Source organism: Mesorhizobium sp. M4B.F.Ca.ET.214.01.1.1 (genome assembly GCF_004791545.1).
Classification (GTDB): domain Bacteria; phylum Pseudomonadota; class Alphaproteobacteria; order Rhizobiales; family Rhizobiaceae; genus Mesorhizobium; species Mesorhizobium abyssinicae.
On the sequence record NZ_SRUX01000027.1, the window covers coordinates 1 to 17314 of the forward strand.

The 17314-nt window shown below is 66.3% G+C and carries 19 protein-coding genes; 5 read left to right on the plus strand and 14 right to left on the minus strand.

The genetic code is table 11. From position 1 onward, the window contains the following. Nucleotides 1-370: 370 nt before the first annotated feature. On the minus strand, nucleotides 371-592 hold the full coding sequence (rpmE, locus tag EN857_RS32125; RefSeq protein ID WP_023668748.1) for a 50S ribosomal protein L31: 222 nt from the start codon (nucleotides 590-592) through the stop codon (nucleotides 371-373). 205 nt (nucleotides 593-797) lie between these two features. Between rpmE and EN857_RS32130 the strand changes: the two genes are divergently transcribed. Further along, nucleotides 798-2600, plus strand: coding sequence for an ABC transporter transmembrane domain-containing protein (locus EN857_RS32130; RefSeq protein ID WP_135859625.1), 1803 nt, complete (start codon nucleotides 798-800; stop codon nucleotides 2598-2600). Between the two features lie 17 nt (nucleotides 2601-2617). On the opposite strand, the gene EN857_RS32135 is transcribed toward EN857_RS32130, so the two are convergent. Then, nucleotides 2618-4102, minus strand: coding sequence for a carboxypeptidase M32 (locus EN857_RS32135; protein ID WP_127392558.1), 1485 nt, complete (start codon nucleotides 4100-4102; stop codon nucleotides 2618-2620). Between the two features lie 152 nt (nucleotides 4103-4254). On the opposite strand from EN857_RS32135, the gene EN857_RS32140 reads away from it, so the two are divergent. Then, nucleotides 4255-4608 (plus strand): DUF1304 domain-containing protein, encoded by a 354-nt coding sequence (locus EN857_RS32140; protein WP_127392557.1) that lies wholly within the window; start codon nucleotides 4255-4257, stop codon nucleotides 4606-4608. Between the two features lie 62 nt (nucleotides 4609-4670). Here EN857_RS32140 and EN857_RS32145 read toward each other — a convergent pair whose 3' ends face one another. The 9 genes from EN857_RS32145 to EN857_RS32185 all read right to left on the minus strand — a co-directional run bounded on the left by EN857_RS32145 (nucleotide 4671) and on the right by EN857_RS32185 (nucleotide 12706). Next, nucleotides 4671-5096, minus strand: coding sequence for a hypothetical protein (locus EN857_RS32145; protein WP_128274241.1), 426 nt, complete (start codon nucleotides 5094-5096; stop codon nucleotides 4671-4673). A 241-nt stretch (nucleotides 5097-5337) separates the two neighbouring features. Further along, nucleotides 5338-6369, minus strand: a complete 1032-nt coding sequence (locus EN857_RS32150) for a peptidoglycan -binding protein (RefSeq protein ID WP_127392555.1) — start codon at nucleotides 6367-6369, stop codon at nucleotides 5338-5340. Nucleotide 6370: 1 nt separating this feature from the next. Next, the gene (locus EN857_RS32155; protein WP_127392554.1) at nucleotides 6371-7396 is read right to left on the minus strand and encodes a MotA/TolQ/ExbB proton channel family protein; all 1026 of its coding nucleotides are present in this window, start codon (nucleotides 7394-7396) and stop codon (nucleotides 6371-6373) included. Between the two features lie 196 nt (nucleotides 7397-7592). Further along, nucleotides 7593-8279, minus strand: coding sequence for a hemolysin III family protein (locus tag EN857_RS32160; RefSeq protein ID WP_127392553.1), 687 nt, complete (start codon nucleotides 8277-8279; stop codon nucleotides 7593-7595). Nucleotides 8280-8377: 98 nt separating this feature from the next. Next, the gene (locus tag EN857_RS32165) at nucleotides 8378-9187 is read right to left on the minus strand and encodes an inositol monophosphatase family protein (RefSeq protein WP_127286859.1); all 810 of its coding nucleotides are present in this window, start codon (nucleotides 9185-9187) and stop codon (nucleotides 8378-8380) included. A 26-nt stretch (nucleotides 9188-9213) separates the two neighbouring features. After that, entirely contained in the window at nucleotides 9214-9780 is a 567-nt protein-coding gene (gene efp / locus EN857_RS32170; protein ID WP_127286858.1) for an elongation factor P, read from the minus strand. Between the two features lie 139 nt (nucleotides 9781-9919). Continuing rightward, a complete protein-coding gene (locus EN857_RS32175; RefSeq protein ID WP_187331444.1) occupies nucleotides 9920-10969 on the minus strand; it encodes a tetratricopeptide repeat protein in 1050 nt (349 codons plus the stop codon). Nucleotides 10970-11015: 46 nt separating this feature from the next. Further along, nucleotides 11016-11663 carry a thiamine phosphate synthase gene (locus tag EN857_RS32180; protein ID WP_127392551.1) on the minus strand — a complete coding sequence of 216 codons (648 nt, stop codon included), beginning with the start codon at nucleotides 11661-11663 and terminating at the stop codon, nucleotides 11016-11018. A 143-nt stretch (nucleotides 11664-11806) separates the two neighbouring features. Beyond that, a complete protein-coding gene (locus EN857_RS32185; RefSeq protein WP_127392560.1) occupies nucleotides 11807-12706 on the minus strand; it encodes a DMT family transporter in 900 nt (299 codons plus the stop codon). Nucleotides 12707-12838: 132 nt separating this feature from the next. On the opposite strand from EN857_RS32185, the gene EN857_RS32190 reads away from it, so the two are divergent. After that, nucleotides 12839-13279 carry an Lrp/AsnC family transcriptional regulator gene (locus EN857_RS32190; RefSeq protein WP_127283750.1) on the plus strand — a complete coding sequence of 147 codons (441 nt, stop codon included), beginning with the start codon at nucleotides 12839-12841 and terminating at the stop codon, nucleotides 13277-13279. Between the two features lie 84 nt (nucleotides 13280-13363). On the opposite strand, the gene EN857_RS32195 is transcribed toward EN857_RS32190, so the two are convergent. Beyond that, complete coding sequence (locus tag EN857_RS32195; protein WP_127283770.1) at nucleotides 13364-14461, minus strand: adenylate/guanylate cyclase domain-containing protein; 1098 nt, start codon at nucleotides 14459-14461, stop codon at nucleotides 13364-13366. Nucleotides 14462-14622: 161 nt separating this feature from the next. On the opposite strand from EN857_RS32195, the gene EN857_RS32200 reads away from it, so the two are divergent. Further along, nucleotides 14623-15057 carry an SRPBCC domain-containing protein gene (locus tag EN857_RS32200; RefSeq protein ID WP_127283751.1) on the plus strand — a complete coding sequence of 145 codons (435 nt, stop codon included), beginning with the start codon at nucleotides 14623-14625 and terminating at the stop codon, nucleotides 15055-15057. Nucleotides 15058-15097: 40 nt separating this feature from the next. Here EN857_RS32200 and EN857_RS32205 read toward each other — a convergent pair whose 3' ends face one another. Further along, a complete protein-coding gene (locus EN857_RS32205) occupies nucleotides 15098-15556 on the minus strand; it encodes a GNAT family N-acetyltransferase (protein WP_127394031.1) in 459 nt (152 codons plus the stop codon). A gap of 175 nt (nucleotides 15557-15731) precedes the next feature. On the opposite strand from EN857_RS32205, the gene EN857_RS32210 reads away from it, so the two are divergent. Beyond that, a complete protein-coding gene (locus tag EN857_RS32210) occupies nucleotides 15732-16502 on the plus strand; it encodes a sulfite exporter TauE/SafE family protein (RefSeq protein WP_128346409.1) in 771 nt (256 codons plus the stop codon). Between the two features lie 43 nt (nucleotides 16503-16545). Here the strand turns inward: EN857_RS32210 and EN857_RS32215 are convergent, their stop codons facing one another. Beyond that, nucleotides 16546-17097 (minus strand): DUF2269 family protein, encoded by a 552-nt coding sequence (locus tag EN857_RS32215; protein ID WP_127393340.1) that lies wholly within the window; start codon nucleotides 17095-17097, stop codon nucleotides 16546-16548. Between the last annotated feature and the right edge of the window lie 217 nt (nucleotides 17098-17314).

Consider the following 17314-nt stretch of genomic DNA (forward strand, 5'->3'; position numbering starts at 1 on the left):
CGGGGTCGATGGAACGGCGGACGATGACCCTCGCTCTCCCACGGGCTTCAAGGCCCAAAGATGCTCCGGTCTCTCGTCCGCCACCGCACCTGCTGCAATAGCAGAGTCGGCAAGGGACAAGTTACAAGGATGCCGGCAGGCAGGTGAGGGGCAGCGCCAGCCTATGATATCGGTGTCGTTTTACCGCGACGAGTCCTGAACTTCCAAGGCCGGCTATGTTGCCGATGGCCGAACCTACCAACGCTGGCGCCGCCCCTCATCCGCCTGCCGGCACCTTCTCCCCGTATAGTGACGGGGAGAAGGGAGCTGTCATGGCAACAAAAAACCCGCCTCGAGGGCGGGTTTTTCAAAATCTGCAGGCGCGCCTGGCTTAGAGGCCGAAGCCTTCGAAGCGCTTCTTGAACTTCGACAGGCGGCCGCCGCGGTCGAGCAGGGTCTGCTGGCCGCCGGTCCAGGCCGGGTGCGTGGTCGGGTCGATATCGAGGTTCATCGTATCGCCTTCCTTGCCCCAGGTCGAACGGGTCGAGTATTCGGTGCCATCGGTCATGACGACCTTGATGGTGTGGTAGTCGGGATGGATGTCGGCCTTCATTGTCGTTTTTCCTGGCTTGTGGCGCTGCCGACGGGCCCATGGCCTGCGTCGATGCGCCCCTTTTTTAAAACTCGAAGCCGCAGCTATTGAGGAGCCACGGCTTCTAAAACGGTCGGCGAGCCTATACATCAGCCGGAATTGAATCACAAGGCCGCGGCGGGCGCATATTGCACGCACTGCCCGAAGGCGGCCAGAGGAAACGCTCATGGCGGATATCAGTGGCGATGCAGACGGGCGCCGGCGCTCGCTCGGGCCGCTCAAGCGCCTTTATCCCTACATCTTCCGCTACCGCACGATGGTCGTCGGCGCGCTCATCTCGCTGGCCGTGGCGGCGGGGACGACGCTGGCCTTGCCAATGGCCGTGCGGCGTATGATCGATAACGGGTTCTCGTCCTCCGGCTCGACCTTCATCGCCGAATATTTCGCAGCGCTGGTGGCGATGGCGGCGCTTTTGGCGGCTGCATCGGCGGGGCGCTACTATTTCGTCATCACGCTTGGCGAGCGCGTCGTCGCCGACATCCGCCGCGACGTTTTCGCCCATGTCACGACGCTGTCGCCGGCCTTCTTCGACAAGGCCCATTCGGGCGAGATCGTGTCGCGGCTCGCCGCCGACACCACGCAGGTGAAATCGGCGGTCGGCGCCACCGCCTCGGTGGCGCTGCGCAACGTCATCCTCGGCCTCGGCGCGGTGGCGATGATGGTGTTCACCAGCCCGAAACTGTCCGGCCTCGTCATCGCCGCCATCCCGCTCATCGTGCTGCCGCTGGTCGCCTTCGGCCGTTCGGTCAGGCGCAAGTCGCGGCAGGCGCAGGACACGCTGGCCAACGCCACCGCCTATGCCAGCGAGCAGATCGGTGCGGTGCGCACGCTGCAGGCCTTCACCAACGAGACGCTGGTCACCGGCCGTTTCTCCGCAGCAGTGGAAGCCGCCTTCGAGGCGGCGCGCGGCTCGGTCCTCGCGCGCGCCTTCCTCACCTTCTTCGCCATCTTCATGATCTTCTCCTCGGTGGTGGCGGTGCTGTGGTTCGGCTCGCGCGACGTGCTCTCCGGCACGATGTCGGCGGGCACGCTCGGCCAGTTCCTGCTCTATTCGGTGTTCGCCGCCGGCGCGCTCGGCGCGCTGTCGGAAGTGTGGGGCGAGCTCGCCCAGGCGGCGGGTGCTGCCGAGCGGCTGACCGAGATCCTGGCCGAGAAGCCGGCGATCCAGCCGCCCGCCGATCCGCGGCCGCTGCCGGCGAAGGCGAAAGGCGCGATCAGCTTCGACGACGTCTCCTTCTCCTATCCGGCGCGGCCGGACCGCGCCGCCGTGCATGGTCTCAGCTTCCAGGTGAAGCCGGGCGAGACGGTGGCGATCGTCGGCCCCTCCGGCGCGGGCAAGAGCACGGTGTTTTCGCTGATCCTGCGCTTCTACGATCCCGAGACGGGCCGCATCGTCATCGACGGCGTCGATCTGCGGGAGGCCGATCCCGCCGCGATCAGGCAGCGCATCGCCATCGTGCCGCAGGACGTCACCATCTTCGCCGCCAGCGCGCGCGACAACATCGGCTTCGGCCGGCCGGGCGCCAGCGATGCCGAGATCGAGGCGGCGGCGAAGGCGGCGCTTGCCGACGAGTTCATATTGAAGCTCGACAAGGGTTATGACAGCCAGGTCGGCGAGCGTGGCGTGACGCTTTCCGGCGGCCAGCGTCAGCGCGTGGCGATCGCCCGCGCCATCCTGCGCGACGCGCCGATCCTGTTGCTCGACGAGGCGACCTCGGCGCTCGACGCCGAAAGCGAGACGCTGGTGCAGACGGCGCTGGAACGGCTGATGCAGGGCCGCACCACCATCGTCATCGCGCATCGGCTGGCGACGGTGCTGAAGGCCGACCGCATCCTGGTCATGGAAGGCGGCCGCATCGTCGAGGAAGGCACTCACCAGAGCCTTGTCGCCAAGGGCGGCATCTATGCACGGCTGGCCAAGCTGCAGTTCGAGACCGGCGCCAGTGCTTTTAGAGGCGCGGCTGAGTAGTCACGCTTCGTGCGGGCTCAGACGCCATAACGCTTGCGCAGATGTTCGGTGAAGTAGGCTGCGTTAAGCTTCTCGCCGGTGGCGCGTTCGAGCAGCTCAGGCGTCGACCAGCGCGAGCCCTGCGACCAGATCCTCTCACGGCGCCAGGCGTTGATGGCGCTGAAATCGCCCTTGGCGAGGTCGTCATCGGCGGACGGATGCTCGCGGGTCAGCGCCGCCCATTGCTGCGCCGCCATCATGGCGCCCAGCGTGTAGGAGGGGAAATAGCCGAAGGCGGCGCCCGGCCAGTGAACGTCCTGCATCGGTCCGTCGGCCGGATTGTCGAGCGTCGACAGGCCGAGATAGTCGCGCATCCTGGCGTCCCAGGCCTCGGGCAGGTCGGCGACCTCGAGCCGCCCCGAGACCAGTTCTTGCTCCAGTTCGTAGCGCAGGATGACGTGCAGCGGATAGGTCACCTCGTCGGCATCGACGCGGATCAGGCCGCGCTCGACCCGGTGCACATGCGGCAGGATATCGTCGAGCGACCAGGCCTCGCCGAGATGCCGCTCGACCACCGGCAAGGCCCAGCGCCAGAAGGCCGGGTTGCGGCCAATTTGCTTTTCGACGAACAGGCTCTGGCTTTCGTGGACTGCCATGCCGCGCGCCTTGCCGAGCGGCCAGTGCGCCCAGGCCTTGGGCAGGTTCTGCTCGTAGAGCGCATGGCCGGTCTCGTGCAGCACGCCCATCAGCGCCGACAGGAAATCGGAGGTCTTGTAGCGGGTGGTGATGCGCACATCGCTCGGCACGCCGCCGCAGAAGGGATGGTGCGACACCGACAGCGAGCCATGGGTGAGGTCGAAGCCGACGGCTGCCATCATGGCGAGGCCAAGCTCGCGCTGGCGGTCGATTGCGTAGCTGCCGGAAAGCGGCTTCAACGGATGCCTGGCCAGCCGCGCCTCCTGCGCCGCCAGTGCTTCCGGCACGAATTCCCGAAGGAAGCTCTTCAGCTCGGCGAAGACTGGCGTGATGTCGGCGGCGCGGTTGCCGGGGTCGTACTGTTCCATCAGCGCGTCATAAGGGTCGAGGCCCAGCGCATCGGCGCGCAGGGCCGCCTCCTCGCGCACCAGGGCGACGACACCTTCCAGCGCCGGCAGGAAGCCCGCCCAATCGTTCCTGGCGCGCAGGTCGCGCCAGAGCTGCTCGGAGCGCATGCGCGCCGTCGTCTGGCGCTCGACGAACTCGACCGGCAGGCAGGTGAGGTTGGTGTATTGCCGGCGCAACTCCCTCACCGCCGCCTGCTGCTCCTCGTTCAGCGCTTCCTCCTCGGCCGCCGCGATCCAGTCGCCGATCTCCGGCGCCGTCGCCCGGGCGTGAAGCATGCCGGCTAGCGCCGACATCGCCTCGGCGCGCTTCTCGCCGCCGCCGACCGCCATATGCGTCGCCTCGTCGGCGCCGAGGATGGCGAGCGCATGCTCCAGCGCTTCGAGCTTGTGGCCGAGGTCGTCGAGTTTCTGAAAGGACATGGCGGCTCCGGTCTGGTCAGCTAGCGAATTGGACGGCGCGAAAAGATACCAACGCGCCAGCCTTGGCAACCCTGCCGCGCAGGGTGCTCAAACCATCTTGCGTGGACAAGCCCGCGCGTGATCAATGCTGGCATCGAAAGCGGAGGGGGAAAATGATCGGCAACATACTGGTCGCGCTGGTGGCGCTGATCCACTGCTACATCGTCTATCTGGAGATGGTGCTGTGGGATACGCCGCAGGGCCACAAGGCGTTCAGGCTGACGCCGGATTTCGCCAAGGCATCCAAGGTGCTGGCCGCCAATCAGGGGCTCTACAACGGGTTCCTCGCCGCCGGCCTGATCTGGGGGCTCTATCTAGGCGCGGCCGGCTTCCAGGTCAGGATGTTCCTCCTGATCTGCGTCGCCATCGCGGGCCTCTACGGCGCGGCGACCGTCGGCAGGAAGATCCTGTTCATCCAGACCGTGCCGGCCGCGCTTGCCATCATCGCGCTCTGGCTGGGCTGGTAAAAAGGACGCCCTTGGGACGGAGTTCCCTCGGGCGCCAGGTGTCCCTTCCTCGGGTCGAGCGATCAGCCGTTGGGATAGTGCCCGCCGTCGGCGCCGTCGCCCATCAGGAAGCCGGTCCCGCTGTCGATGCGCAGCGCCTGGTCGACATTGTCGAGCCGGCGCAGCAAATCATGATACTGCGCAGCCGGTATCCTGCCGCGATCGGCGGCGGCGGTTTTCGCGGCGGCCTGGCTGATATGGGCGGCGCGCATATGCAGCGTCTGCGCCTCGGCCGGCGTGATCGTGTTGTCCTGCCTGGCGTCGGTGATGCCCTGGTCGACACCCTGCACCTGCGCCATAAGGCCCGCCACGCGCGGACCGGTGAAGTCGGTCGGCGAGGATTCATCGAGTGCGCCCTTGTGATGTCCGGCAGCGTAGGCGCCGGCGAGCGGAGCGGAGGCGAGAATGGCGGCAAGCGTTGCAGTCTTGAGAGAGATTGAAGAGCGCATGGCGGCGCTTCCTTCTGCTGGGGAAGGGAGCGGCCGCGCCGCTCCGCCTTCCGACCTTCCGGGCCGTCCGGTTCCGTCGCGTCGCGATGGGAGGCATCGCCGGCGGTTCTCGGCCCTGCGCGGAAAACTAGGAGCGCCCGGTCGTGAAGTGTAATTAAAAAAAGATAATCTTTTCAGGCCTTGCCGGCCTGGCTGCTGCGCCCTAGCGTTGAGCCGGCGAACAAATTCGCGTGATACGCGATCACCGTTCAGTGAGCTTCAACTCGATGCGGCGGTTCTTGGTGCGCGCTTCGTCGGTGTCGGCGGGGTCGAGCGGCTGGAACTCGCCGAAGCCGGCAGCGACCAGCCGATTGGCCGGCACGCCGTTCTCGATCAGGAACTTCACCACCGAGGTCGAGCGCGCCGTCGACAGCTCCCAATTATCGCGATAACGGCCGGTGCCGGACAACGGCTTGTTGTCGGTGTGGCCGTCGACGCGCAACACCCAGCTGATCTCCGGCGGGATTTCCTTCTGCAGTTCGATGATGGCGTCGGCGAGCTTCTTCATCTCGACCTTGCCGGCATCGTTGATTTCCTCGGAGCCAGTCGGGAACAGCACCTCCGACTGGAAGACGAAGCGATCGCCGACGATGCGGATGTTCTCGCGGTCGGCGAGGATCTCGCGCAACCTGCCGAAGAAGTCGGAACGGTAGCGGTTCAGCTCCTGCACGCGCTGCGCCAGCGCGACATTGAGGCGGCGGCCGAGATCGGCGATCTTGGTGTTGGAATCGCGGTCGCGCGCTTCCGACACGTTGAGCGCGTCCTCGAGCGCGCCGATCTGCTTGCGCAGTGCTGCGATCTGCTGGTTGAGGATCTCGACCTGGCTCAGCGCCTGCTGGCTGATCTGGCGCTGGCTGTCGAGTTCGCCGGAGAGGGTGGCGGCGCGCTGGTTGGCGGCGTCGCCGGCGCCGGCGCCTTGCGCCAGCAATTGTTCGAGCCGGCTCTTTTCCGCCTCAGACGCCGACAGCGACGCCTGCAGATTGGCGAGCGAATCCTCCCTGTCCTGCGTCGTCGAGCGCTCCAGCGCCAGCAGCTGGGTCAGTTCGTTGATCTGCGAGTTGAGGCGGTTGAGCACCGTGTCCTTGCCGGAGATCTCGCGGCCAAGCAGGAACTGCGCCAGCACGAAGACGGTGAGCAGGAACATGATGGCGAGCAGCAGCGTCGACAGCGCGTCGACGAAGCCCGGCCAGTAGTCGATGCGGCGATCGGCACGCCGCGCCCGCGCCAGTGCCACGTCAGTGCACTCCCTGCTTCTTCAGGGCGTCGGCGATCTTTTCCAACGTGTTGCGCATCGCCTTCTGCTCGTCGGACTGCGCCTCGACCCAATCGCGCATGATCTGCTGCTCCGAGCGCATGTTCTTGACCAGGCCGGAAATGCCGTCGGCGAGATTGGCCATGGCGGTGGCGACGCGCGGGTTGGAGCCGCCGCCATTCTCCTGCAGGCTGCGCAGCCGCTCCGACAACAGGCGGATCTCGTCGGAAGGCTCGCTCCTGGCATTGTCGGATACGACGATGTCGGAGGAAAGGTCGGTGACCGAGGACAGCCAGTTCTCGAGCTCGGTATAGAAGCGGGTCTGGGCCCGGCCGGCCTGCAGGTCGAGGAAGCCGAGCACCAGCGAGCCGGAGAGGCCGAACAGCGAGGACGAGAACGCGGTGCCCATGCCGGCGAGCGGCGCCGACAGGCCCTGCTTCAGTGAATCCAGGACGGCGGCGGCGTCGCCGGTGCCGGGATCGAGCGCTTCGATGGTTTCGCGGATCGAGCCGATGGTGCCGAGCAGGCCCCAGAAGGTGCCGAGCAGGCCGAGGAACACGAGCAGCCCGACCAGGTAGCGCGAGGTGTCGCGGCTCTCGTCCAGGCGGGTGGCGATCGAGTCGAGCATGGTGCGCATCGAGGTCGTCGAGAAGGCGACCGTCGACGAGCGGCCGATCATCGCCTTCATCGGCGCCAGCAGCACCGGTTCGGTGGTCTCCGAGCCGGCGCGGAAGGAGTTGACCCAGCGCACCTCGCGAAACAGGCGCCCGACCTGGGCGAAGGCGAGCAGGATGCCGACCACCAGCACGCCGATGATCAGTCCGTTGAGGCCCGGATTGGTGGCGAAGGCGGTCGAGACCTGGCGGGTCAGGATGGCGGCGATGAAAGCGACGATGATCAGGAAGATCAACATGGTCAGCAGGAAAACCTGCGGGCTCGACAGTTTATGAGGGTCGTAGATCAGAACGTCGGAGCGTCTGCCGATGCCGAAGGATCTGAGAAAAGCCATTCGTGCCCCGTTTCCGATGCGGCTGCCGCCGATCAACCAGTTCGCGACTCTAAACGGAATTGTGACCAAATTGAATGGCGCTTGGCAAGAATGCCGAGCCGGGCTTGCGGCCTGTTCCATCCCGATGGGAACGGGATGGGGCTCCATCTTCCTGTTGCGGCATGATCTTTTCCGAAAACCGGTTCGGGGTCATGCCCTAGAAGCGGTTTATCACCAGACAGTCGACCATGGCGGCCAGGTGCAGGCCGGCGCCGGTGACGACGAAGCCGTGCCAGACGGCGTTGTGGAAGCGCAGGCCCTTCCAGGCGAAGAAGATGACGCCCAGCGAATAGACGATGCCGCCGGCGACGATCAGCGCGATCGATGTCGCCGGCAGGGTCTGGACGAACGGGCCGACAAGCACGATGCCGCTCCAGCCTATGGCCAGGTAGAAGACGATCGCCAGGCGGTCGAAGCGACCGGGGAACAGCACCTTGATGGCGATGCCGACCACCGCCGCCGTCCACACCAGCACGATCATCGAAACGGCCAGCGGCGAGCCGTCGAGCTGGGCGAGAAAGGGCGTGTAGGTGGCGGCGATGAGGAGGTAGATCGCGGCATGGTCGAAGCGGCGCAGGATCCACTTCGCCGGCGACGACACCGGCCACAGATTATAGGCCAGCGACACCGAGAGCACGGTGAGCAGCGCGACGACATAGAAGGCGGCGGCAATGTATTCGCCGGGTCCGGCATGGAAGGCTGCAAGCGCCAGGAAGGCCGAGCCCGCGGCGATCGCCAGCACGATGCCCACCGCGTGAACGATGCCGTCGGCGATCATTTCGGCGCGCGAATAGTGCCAGCGTCCGACGAACGGGATCTCGATCTGTGGCCCTGAATTGCTCATGAGCGGTCCTGCATCGCCCTCATCTGGGCGCTTGCCGGACAGTATTTCAAGCTTTGGTTGCGGTTTTGCGACTGCGGCGCTTCAGCGCGGCGCGCCCGTCAACCGGATTTGCCGGATGACAGCGGCTTCTTGACGGTCTTCAGCAGCGCGCGCTGGATGATCTCGTTGCCGGCGACGACAGAACCACGTTCCAGCATCTCCTGGCCGCCCTCGAAATCGGAGGCGAAGCCACCAGCCTCGCGGATCAAAAGCAGGCCGGCGGCGATGTCCCAGGCCGACAGGCCGACTTCCCAGAACCCGTCCATGCGGCCTGCGGCGACATAGGCGAGGTCGAGCGAGGCGGAGCCAAGGCGGCGCACGCCCGACACCTCGGCCATAACGTTGCGCAGCTCGATGAGGAAATTGCCGTGCTGGCCGCGGCCGAGATGCGGCACGCCGCAGCCGATCACAGAATCGATGAGCTTGGTGCGGCCGGCAACCCGCAGCCGGCGGTCGTTCATGAAGGCGCCGCCGCCGCGCTCGGCGGTGTAGAGCTCGTCCATCGCCGGATTGTAGACGACGCCGGCGACGACCTGGCCCTGGCGCTCCAGCGCGATCGAGATGGCGAACATCGGGATGCCGTGCAGGAAGTTGGTGGTGCCGTCGAGCGGATCGACGATCCAGCGGTGCTGGCCGTCCTCGCCCTCGACGGCGCCGCGCTCTTCCATCAGGAAGGAATAGCCGGGCCTGGCCTTCGACAGTTCGGTAAACAGGATGTCCTCGGCCTTGCGGTCGGCCTGGCTGACATAGTCGCCCGGCCCCTTCATCGACACCTGCAGGTTCTGCACTTCGCCGAAGTCGCGCGACAGCGAGCGGCCGGCTTTCATCGCGGCCTGGACCATGACATTGAGGATCGCGGAACGCGCCATTTTTTCGTTTCCTGCTGCTAGGCGCTTTAGTCTGCGCGGCGCACGTAAGTGATCTCGTTGGTGTCGACGATGATGCGCTCGCCGGCACCGATGAACGGCGGCACCAGCACGCGGATGCCGTTTTCCAGCACCGCCGGCTTGTAGGACGAGGCGGCCGTCTGGCCCTTCACCACCGGGTCGGCCTCGGTGATGGTCAGCGTCACCTGGTCGGGCAGCGAGATGCCGATCGGACGCTCCTCATAGAGCTGGACCGTGACCATCATGCCATCCTGCAGGAAAGCGGCGCGGTCGCCGACGAAATCCTTGTTCAGCTCGAGCTGCTCATAGCTTTGGGTGTCCATGAACACCAGCGCGTCGTCCTGTTCGTAGAGGAAGGAAAAATCCTTGAGGTCGAGGCGGATCTGCTCGACGGTCTCGGCCGAGCGGAAGCGCTCGTTGAGCTTGGTGCCGTTGATCAGGTTCTTCAGCTCGACCTGGTTGTAGGCGCCGCCCTTGCCGGGCTTGACGGTGTTGGTCTTGACCGCGACCCAGAGGCCGCCATCGTGCTCGATGACATAGCCGGGACGGATTTCGTTGCCATTGATCTTGGCCATGATGATGTGATCCGGAATGAGATTTTCGCCACGAACGGCGATTTGGCGCTTCCAAGACCACAAATCGCCAGGAGAGGCAAGGGAGCGGGGCGACGCAGCCCGATCGGCGGCTGCCTCGTGCCCGCTGCCCGCCGGCGCGTCAGGGCAAGCGGTTCGCCTTCTGCAGCGCCTGCTTGGTCTGGTCGTCGTCGAGCCCTTGCAGGAAATCGTCCATCTGAGGGTCGATCAGCCCGGCGCGGCGGGCGACGATATACCAGGCACCGGCAAGGATCAGATCCGGGTCGGTGCCGATGCCTTCCATGTAGAGCTTGGCGAGGCGGTTCTGGGCGGCGACATTGCCGCCCTCGGCTGCCTGTTTCATCCAGCCGAAGCCCGACTTCAGGTCGCGGCTGCCGCCGCGCCCCTCGATCATCCAGGTGGCGAGGTCGATCTGCGCGGTGTCGTAATTCTGCCTGGCGGCCTGCGCCAAAAGGGTGCGCGCCTGGGAGTCGTCGCGCGGCTTGCCGCCGACGCCGTTGGCGTAGATCTGCGCCATCGCATATTGCGCGTCGGCCAGTCCCGTCGCGGCGGCGCGCTCGTAATAGGTGGCAGCCTTGGCGATGCCGGCGTCGCCGGGATCCTGCTGGACGAGCAGTTGCGCGAAATTGAACTGCGCCAGGCGGTTGCCGGCCTCGGCGGCGGCCTGCATCAGCGCATACGCGGCCTTCTCGTCCTTCTTGACGTAGCGGCCGTCGAGCAGCATCAGCGCGTACTGGAATTGCGATTCCGGCACGCCCTGCTCGGCGGCGAGCGCGTACCATTTGGCGGCCTCCGCGGCGTTGAGCGGCACGCCGAGCCCGCGCGACAGAATCTCCGCTACCAGGGTCTGCGCGGCGGGATCGCCATTCTGGGCACGCGCCAGCGCGAGATTGTAGGCGGTCTTGTAGAGCCCGCGCTGGAAGGCGCCATAGGCGGGATCGGCCGGCTTCGCGCCGAACCGATCGGGGTTGATGCTGTCGGCCGAAGGCAACGGCGCCGTGGTAGCGGGCTGCGGCAAGGGCGTGGCGATAGGCTTGTCGACATGCACGCCTGTGGCCGGTGCGCCCGCGGCTGGCGCGTTTGCAGCCGGTGCGCTTGCATCCGGCTCGCCCGCATCCGGCCGGGGCTGCGGCAGCGGAACGGTCTGTGCGGCTGCCGCCGCCTCGGTCATGAAGGCCGCGGCGAGAACCGCGAGGGGAAGCACGGACCGGCGCACCTCAGTCCTCGAAGCGGGGCGCGGTTTCGTCGAGCAGCGCATTGGCCGCCGCGACCGCCGCCCTGGGATCGGTCCCGTCGGCGAAGACGGCGCTGGACAGGGCCACGAATTCGGCGCCGGTGGCGGCCACCGCCTCGACCGATGCAAGGTCGGAGCCGGCCATGACGATGCATGGGATCTCGATCATCTCGGCCCACCATTGACCAAGCGACAGGTTGCGCGGATGCGGCTCCGGCTTGTTGTCGTAGCCGAAGCGGCCGAAGAACATATAGTCCGGCCGCGCCTCGCCGAGCTCCAGCGCGTCGTCGCGGGTCTTGGCGCCGCCGGCGCCGACCATCATCTTTCCCTGGAAATGTCCGATGGTCTCGGCGAGCTCCTGGCTGGAGACCTCGACATGGATGCCGTCGGCCTGAACGCGGCCGGCGATGCGGGTGTCGCCGGCAATGACGACCGCCACGCCCGCCGCTTGCGCCGCGGGCACGATCTTCTCGGCGAAGGCCTGGAAGGAAGCCTCGTCCATGCCGTTTTCCGGCAGGATGAGCGAGGCGACGTCGCCGCCGTCGAAGGCCGCTGCAATGCGCTCGGCCGGCGCGTCTTTCGGCGCGATCAGCACGATACGGCAGCGATTGGGCGGCGTGGCGTCGTTCATTGGTCTTCGATCCCGGTTTTCGCCTATGCCGGGCGAAGATGGTTGCATTGCGGCATAGAGCAAAGCGCCCGGTTTGAACAGGCGGGCAAGCGGGATCGTTATCGTGAAGGCGAATGCAGGCCTGGGGCGCCGAGCGCGTTCCGTCACTCGGCCGGTTGCGGGCCCGGTGTCTTTCGCTTCCACGGCGTCCAGCCGAGGGTCATGCCGGCGGCGGCGATCAGGATGGCGGCGGCGCCAACGATCTGGGCGGGGTGCAGCCGATGGCCGAAGGCGCCGACATCGACGAGGATCGCCACCACCGGATAGACGAAGGAGAGCGCCCCTTGCAGATGCGTCGGCAGTTTCTGGATGGCGCCGTACATCAAAATGTACATCAGGCCGGTGTGGACGACGCCAAGCGTCGCCAGCATCATCCAGCTCCAGGCGTCCGTGGGGAGGTGGGAAAGATTGGCGAAGGGCGCCAGCATGAGAACGCCGACGCAGACCTGGATAAGCGCGATCAGATGCGGCGGCGTGCCCTTGAGCGCCTTGGTGACGATGGCCGCCACGGCCCAGAAGAAGGCCGCGCCCAGCGCCATCGCGATGCCGGTCGCATAGTCGGTGCCGACGTCGCCGGCATCGGGGCCGGTTTGGACGATCAGCAGCATGCCGGCGAAGGCGATGCCGAGCCAGGCCAGCTTGGTCAGGGTCAGCCGTTCGCCAAGGAAGAGCGCGCCGAAGCCGACCAGCATGAAGGGCTGGGTGTTGTAGACGGCGGTGGCGATCGAGATCGAGGCGCGCGGAAAGGCGCTGAACAGGAGCAGCCAGTTGATGACGATGGCGGCGCCGCCAAGCGCGGCAAGCGCGACGACGCGCGGCGTCAGCGTGCCGCGCAGCAGGCCAAGCGCCGCGCAGATGACAAGCAGCGTCGCCGCGCCGAAGGCGCAGCGCCAGAACACCACGTCGATGGCGGGCTGGCCCGAAAGCACGACGAACCAGCCGATCGTGCCGAGTATCGCCATTGCCGCGGTCATTTCGACCGTGCCGCGCAGCGTATTGCTCATGAAAGACCCCAAAGATTTTCGAGGCTTCATGATCACAAGAGGTCGAGGTCATTTCCATGCTGCGAAAAAGATGATATCGCCTATTCGCCTAATTAAAAAAGGCAGAAATGGCTTTCATCGTGGAATGTGAAAATGCTCGACGATCTTGACCGGCGCCTTCTCGACATCCTCGTCCGAGATTCCAGGACGTCGCTGAAGGATCTCGCGCAGCAGGTCGGCATGTCGTCGCCGAGCGTTTCGGAGCGGTTGCGGCGGCTCGAGGAGCGCGGCGTCATCCGCGCCTTCACCATCGATGTCGATCCGGAAGCGCTCGGCTACCCGCTGCAGGCGATCGTGCGCATCCGGCCCCTCCCGGGCAAGCTGCACATCGTGCAGAAGCTGATCGAGGAGACCCCTGAATTCGGCGAATGCGACAAGGTGACGGGCGACGACTGCTTCGTCGCGCGGCTGTTCGTGCGCTCGATCGGCGAGCTCGACCGGCTTCTCGACCGGATCGCCGACAAGGCGGAAACCAGCACCGCGATCATCAAGGCGCAGCCGATCCGGCGGCGCCCGCCGCCGCTCGGCATCTAAGCCACCCAGGAAAAGTGGAAAAACAGTTCCGTTCGGAATTGCGTAAAAACAATTCGCTGTTTGCGTGAAAGGGGACTGTTGAGGTCACCCGTCCGGCAGGCCGAAGACGGCACACGGTCTAGCGATTCCGCGCAATAGATGTTCGCCCAGCGGGACCACGGGCGTTGATGTTTCCGCCGCGACAGCGCCCGAAATCAGCACGCTCCGTCCTAGCGGCCGGCACAGGCCCTCGAGCCTGCTGACGAGATTCACGGCCGGGCCGATGGCGGTGAAATCCAGCCGGTCGGCTGTGCCGATATTGCCCCACACCATGTCGCCCAGATGCAGCGCCATGCCGAACTGCAGTTCGGGCATGCCCTGTGTGGCGCGGACCTGATTGAGCTGCGCCATTCCCGCCCGCGCCGCTCCGATCGCGCGCAACGCCGCCTCGCAAGCCTCCGAAGCCGAGCGCTCGCCGACAGGAAAGATCGCCAGCACCCCGTCGCCGATGAATTTCAGCACCTCGCCGCCAAAAGCGTGAACGGCGCCGGCGATGCGGTCGAAGCTGGCGTTGAGCGCCGCCACGACCTGTCCGGCGTCCGTCTCCTCCGACAGGGCGGTAAAGTCGCGCAAATCGCTGTAGAGCAGGACGGCGCGGATCGTCTCGCCAACCTCGCGCCGAGAACGGCCGGCCAACACCTGCGCCGCGCTTCGCTGCCCGAGATAGGCCTGAAGCAGGGCCGACAGCGCCGACCTGGCGGCGAGAGCGGCAAGTGGCGCAGCGGCGAAGCGCGCCACCTCGTCCAGTGTATTCGATTCCTGCTCCGCGAGAGGGCGGACCGCGACCCAATTCAGTTTTGGAGTCTCGGATTGCGCATCCTGACGTCCGGGCCCAACCGTGTAATCGTGCACGACACCGGTACCCAGTCCCGCCAGCCAATCGCGTCCGAGATCGCCCTCCCCGGCTCCAGGCATCATGCCGGCGCCAAAACCCAGCGCCTCCATGACGAGGCCTGTCTCGGCCCGCCACAGCCAGGCGCGGCGCGTTATGATCGGATGCGGTGCGGCGAGCGTCAGGGCTCCGCCGGCGAGCGGCAGCCCATCGTCAACCAGCCGCGCGCCGAGTGTGGCCAGAAAGTCATCCGGTTGGACGGCGACGCCGGCGTGGTCGACCAACCAGGCGAGAGTTGCAGAAAGCCGCATCGACACGATCATGCTTCGGCGTTCCGCCGCTGTCACCAGCGCGAAATGCCCAAGGCGTTTTTTGTTGAAAGGAAGGCCGATCTGGCGTCGAATCGAATGCGCTGGTCCGGCGCCGCCTGTCGGGCGAGCCATGTTGGCGCGCGCACACCCAGGAGATTTCGATGGCTGAACCCTTGATCGTTCGTCGTGAGGTGCAGATCGCGGCGCCGCCGGCGACGGTCTTCGCCTTCCTGGCCGATCCCGACAAGATCGTGCGCTGGATGGGAACGGAGGCCATGGCAGAGCCCCACCCCGGCGGTCTTTACTTGCTGAATTTGGCAGGAAGGGCCACGGCACGCGGCCAATTCACCGAGGTCGTACCTGTCCACCGCCTGGCCTACAGCTTCGGCTGGGAGGGCAACGACCAGACGCCGCCCGGTTCGAGCCTCGTTGAAATCGACCTGGTCGAAGAGTCCGGCGGAACGCGGGTCAAACTCACCCATAGCGGCCTTGCCGACCGAGAGATTTGCGACAGCCACGAGAAGGGCTGGACGCATTATCTGAGCCGGCTCGCAATCGCCGCCGCCGGTGGCGACCCGGGACCGGACAAGATGTAGGGCTGCGGCCGCGATTGCCGACAGCCAACGACACCAACCGCTAGAGATCCAGCTTGTAGCCGATGTGGCTGGCCTTGAAGCCGAGCCGCTCGTAGAAGCGGTGCGCGTCCGCCCGGCTCTTGTTGGTCGTCAGCTGGACGACCCTGCAGCCGCGCTTGCGGCATTCCTCGACCGCCCATTCCAGCAGGCGCTGTCCAAGCCGTTCGCCGCGCCGGTCGGCGGCGACGCGGACAGCCTCGATCTGGCCGCGCCTGGCGCCTTGCAGCGACAGTCCGGCAAGGAAGGAGATCTGCAGCGTGGCGATGACGCGGCCACCGTCCGTCATGACAGCGAGGAACTGGTTGGGATCGGCATCGATGGCGGCGAAAGCGTCGCGATAGGGCTTGGCCAGCGGTTGGCTGGCATCCTCACGGCCGCGGCCCAGCGGATCGTCGGCGAGCATGGCGACGATCGCCGGCAGATCGGCTTCCTGCGCGCGGCGGATGCGGATTTCGCTCATGTCAAACCTCGTGCATGGGCCGTGACCTTATGCATGGGCGGCGCGTTGCCGCAAATCCGGAAAGCCGTGTTACGGACAGTTGATCGCGCAAGCTGCCGCCAGGGCACATTGGCTATCGCGGCGCCAGGCATTCTGGTCTATTGCAGGGCTCCCACCCTCCAGCCGTTCTCATCCCATGACAGGCCTGCTCAGCGATCCGTGGTTCTATGCCGCCGCCATTCCGGCGGTCTTGCTCGTCGGCCTGTCGAAAGGCGGCTTCGGCGGCGCCGTCGGCTTCGTCGGCGTGCCGCTGATGGCGCTGGCCATGCCGCCGGTGCAGGCGGCCGCCATCCTGCTGCCGATCCTGTGCCTGATGGACATCGTCTCGGTGTGGACATGGTGGGGCGTCTATGACCGCAAGATGCTGGTCGACATGATGCCGGGCGCGGTGATCGGCATCGGCCTCGGCTGGCTGACGGCGGCGCTGGTCACCGAAGAGATGGTGCGGCTTATCGTCGGCGCGGTCGCGCTGATCTTCGTGCTGCGCTGGCTCTATCTGCAGTTCCGCCACGGCGCCGACCATGCGGCGGCGCCCAACCGGTTGGCTGCCGCCTTCTGGGGCACCGTCGCCGGCTTCACCAGCTTCGTCGCCCATGTCGGCGGCCCGCCGTTCCAGGTCTATGCGCTGCCGATCCGGCTCGATCCGAAGGTGCTGTCGGGCACATCGGCGATCTTCTTCGCCGCCACCAACGCGCTGAAGCTGGTGCCCTATTTCGCGCTCGGCCAGTTCGACACCACCAACCTGACGGCGTCGGCGGTGCTGATGCCGCTGGCGCCGCTGGCGACCATCGCCGGCGCCTGGCTGGTGCGGCGGATGCGGCCGGAGGTCTTCTATCCCTTCACCTACGCGACGGTCGCGGTCGTCGCGGTCAAGCTGTTGTGGGACGGGATCGCCGGCCTGCTGTAGGAGGCAAGGGGCGGCCACGCGGCCGTCCCTCGCCGTCATGCTTTCAGGCGGCGCTCGGCACCAAGCGGCGGCTGCCGCCGAAGGCCAGCGTGGCGCCCGCCGCAACCACCAGCGCCATGCCGGCGAGGATGGCGATGTCGTGCACGGTCGGCTTGAGCACCATGTCGGCGATGACCACCAGCATCACCGAATAGTCGAAGCGGGCGGCGCTCATGATGCGCTGGCCCACGGCAAGGACGGCCGGCGTAACGCCATCCTTGGCGATCATGTCGGCCATGCGGTCGGCGCTCGGCTTGAACACGAACATGCCGATCGAGAAGGTCGTGGCGTAACCGGCAAGGCCGATCAGGATCCAAAGGTCGGAAAAACCGACCCAGAACGCGCACATGATGAGGCCGAACAGCAGCGTCAGCATCGACATCGGCGCGAAGTAGCGGTTGCCCAACTGCCCGGTGGCGCGCATCGCCTGCAGCTTGCCCTCGACGTTGCCGGCGCGCTCGGCAAGCAGGCCAAGCAGGAACAGCGCGAAGCCGCCGCCGACCCACAGAGTGGCCGAGACGACGTGGAGAAATTTGACGATTGAATACCAGTCCATAGTTTTGCCCCCCGAGGTTCTGGCAATTGCGATGGAGCTGATTTGCTCCACCCGGTTCAGAGGAGCGGGCGTTTAGCGCGGCGCGTGTTTCGGAACGATGTCGCGGCGGCGGCCGGCGTGTTTCGTGGTGCCGGGAACGTCGGGTTTTTGCACCGCGCGCAGTTGAGGGCGATTGTGCTGTTACGGCACAGAAGCCGGGCGGCCGGTAAAAAAATCT

What these genes read in the sequence shown, in the direction of transcription:
- rpmE (WP_023668748.1), bottom strand. Translation starts at nt 592, where the DNA reads ATGAAGGCCGACATCCATCCCGACTACCACACCATCAAGGTCGTCATG.
- EN857_RS32130 (WP_135859625.1), top strand. Translation starts at nt 798, where the DNA reads ATGGCGGATATCAGTGGCGATGCAGACGGGCGCCGGCGCTCGCTCGGG.
- EN857_RS32135 (WP_127392558.1), bottom strand. Translation starts at nt 4,102, where the DNA reads ATGTCCTTTCAGAAACTCGACGACCTCGGCCACAAGCTCGAAGCGCTG.
- EN857_RS32140 (WP_127392557.1), top strand. Translation starts at nt 4,255, where the DNA reads ATGATCGGCAACATACTGGTCGCGCTGGTGGCGCTGATCCACTGCTAC.
- EN857_RS32145 (WP_128274241.1), bottom strand. Translation starts at nt 5,096, where the DNA reads ATGCGCTCTTCAATCTCTCTCAAGACTGCAACGCTTGCCGCCATTCTC.
- EN857_RS32155 (WP_127392554.1), bottom strand. Translation starts at nt 7,396, where the DNA reads ATGGCTTTTCTCAGATCCTTCGGCATCGGCAGACGCTCCGACGTTCTG.
- EN857_RS32160 (WP_127392553.1), bottom strand. Translation starts at nt 8,279, where the DNA reads ATGAGCAATTCAGGGCCACAGATCGAGATCCCGTTCGTCGGACGCTGG.
- EN857_RS32165 (WP_127286859.1), bottom strand. Translation starts at nt 9,187, where the DNA reads ATGGCGCGTTCCGCGATCCTCAATGTCATGGTCCAGGCCGCGATGAAA.
- efp (WP_127286858.1), bottom strand. Translation starts at nt 9,780, where the DNA reads ATGGCCAAGATCAATGGCAACGAAATCCGTCCCGGCTATGTCATCGAG.
- EN857_RS32175 (WP_187331444.1), bottom strand. Translation starts at nt 10,969, where the DNA reads ATGACCGAGGCGGCGGCAGCCGCACAGACCGTTCCGCTGCCGCAGCCC.
- EN857_RS32180 (WP_127392551.1), bottom strand. Translation starts at nt 11,663, where the DNA reads ATGAACGACGCCACGCCGCCCAATCGCTGCCGTATCGTGCTGATCGCG.
- EN857_RS32185 (WP_127392560.1), bottom strand. Translation starts at nt 12,706, where the DNA reads ATGAGCAATACGCTGCGCGGCACGGTCGAAATGACCGCGGCAATGGCG.
- EN857_RS32190 (WP_127283750.1), top strand. Translation starts at nt 12,839, where the DNA reads ATGCTCGACGATCTTGACCGGCGCCTTCTCGACATCCTCGTCCGAGAT.
- EN857_RS32195 (WP_127283770.1), bottom strand. Translation starts at nt 14,461, where the DNA reads ATGCGGCTTTCTGCAACTCTCGCCTGGTTGGTCGACCACGCCGGCGTC.
- EN857_RS32200 (WP_127283751.1), top strand. Translation starts at nt 14,623, where the DNA reads ATGGCTGAACCCTTGATCGTTCGTCGTGAGGTGCAGATCGCGGCGCCG.
- EN857_RS32205 (WP_127394031.1), bottom strand. Translation starts at nt 15,556, where the DNA reads ATGAGCGAAATCCGCATCCGCCGCGCGCAGGAAGCCGATCTGCCGGCG.
- EN857_RS32210 (WP_128346409.1), top strand. Translation starts at nt 15,732, where the DNA reads ATGACAGGCCTGCTCAGCGATCCGTGGTTCTATGCCGCCGCCATTCCG.
- EN857_RS32215 (WP_127393340.1), bottom strand. Translation starts at nt 17,097, where the DNA reads ATGGACTGGTATTCAATCGTCAAATTTCTCCACGTCGTCTCGGCCACT.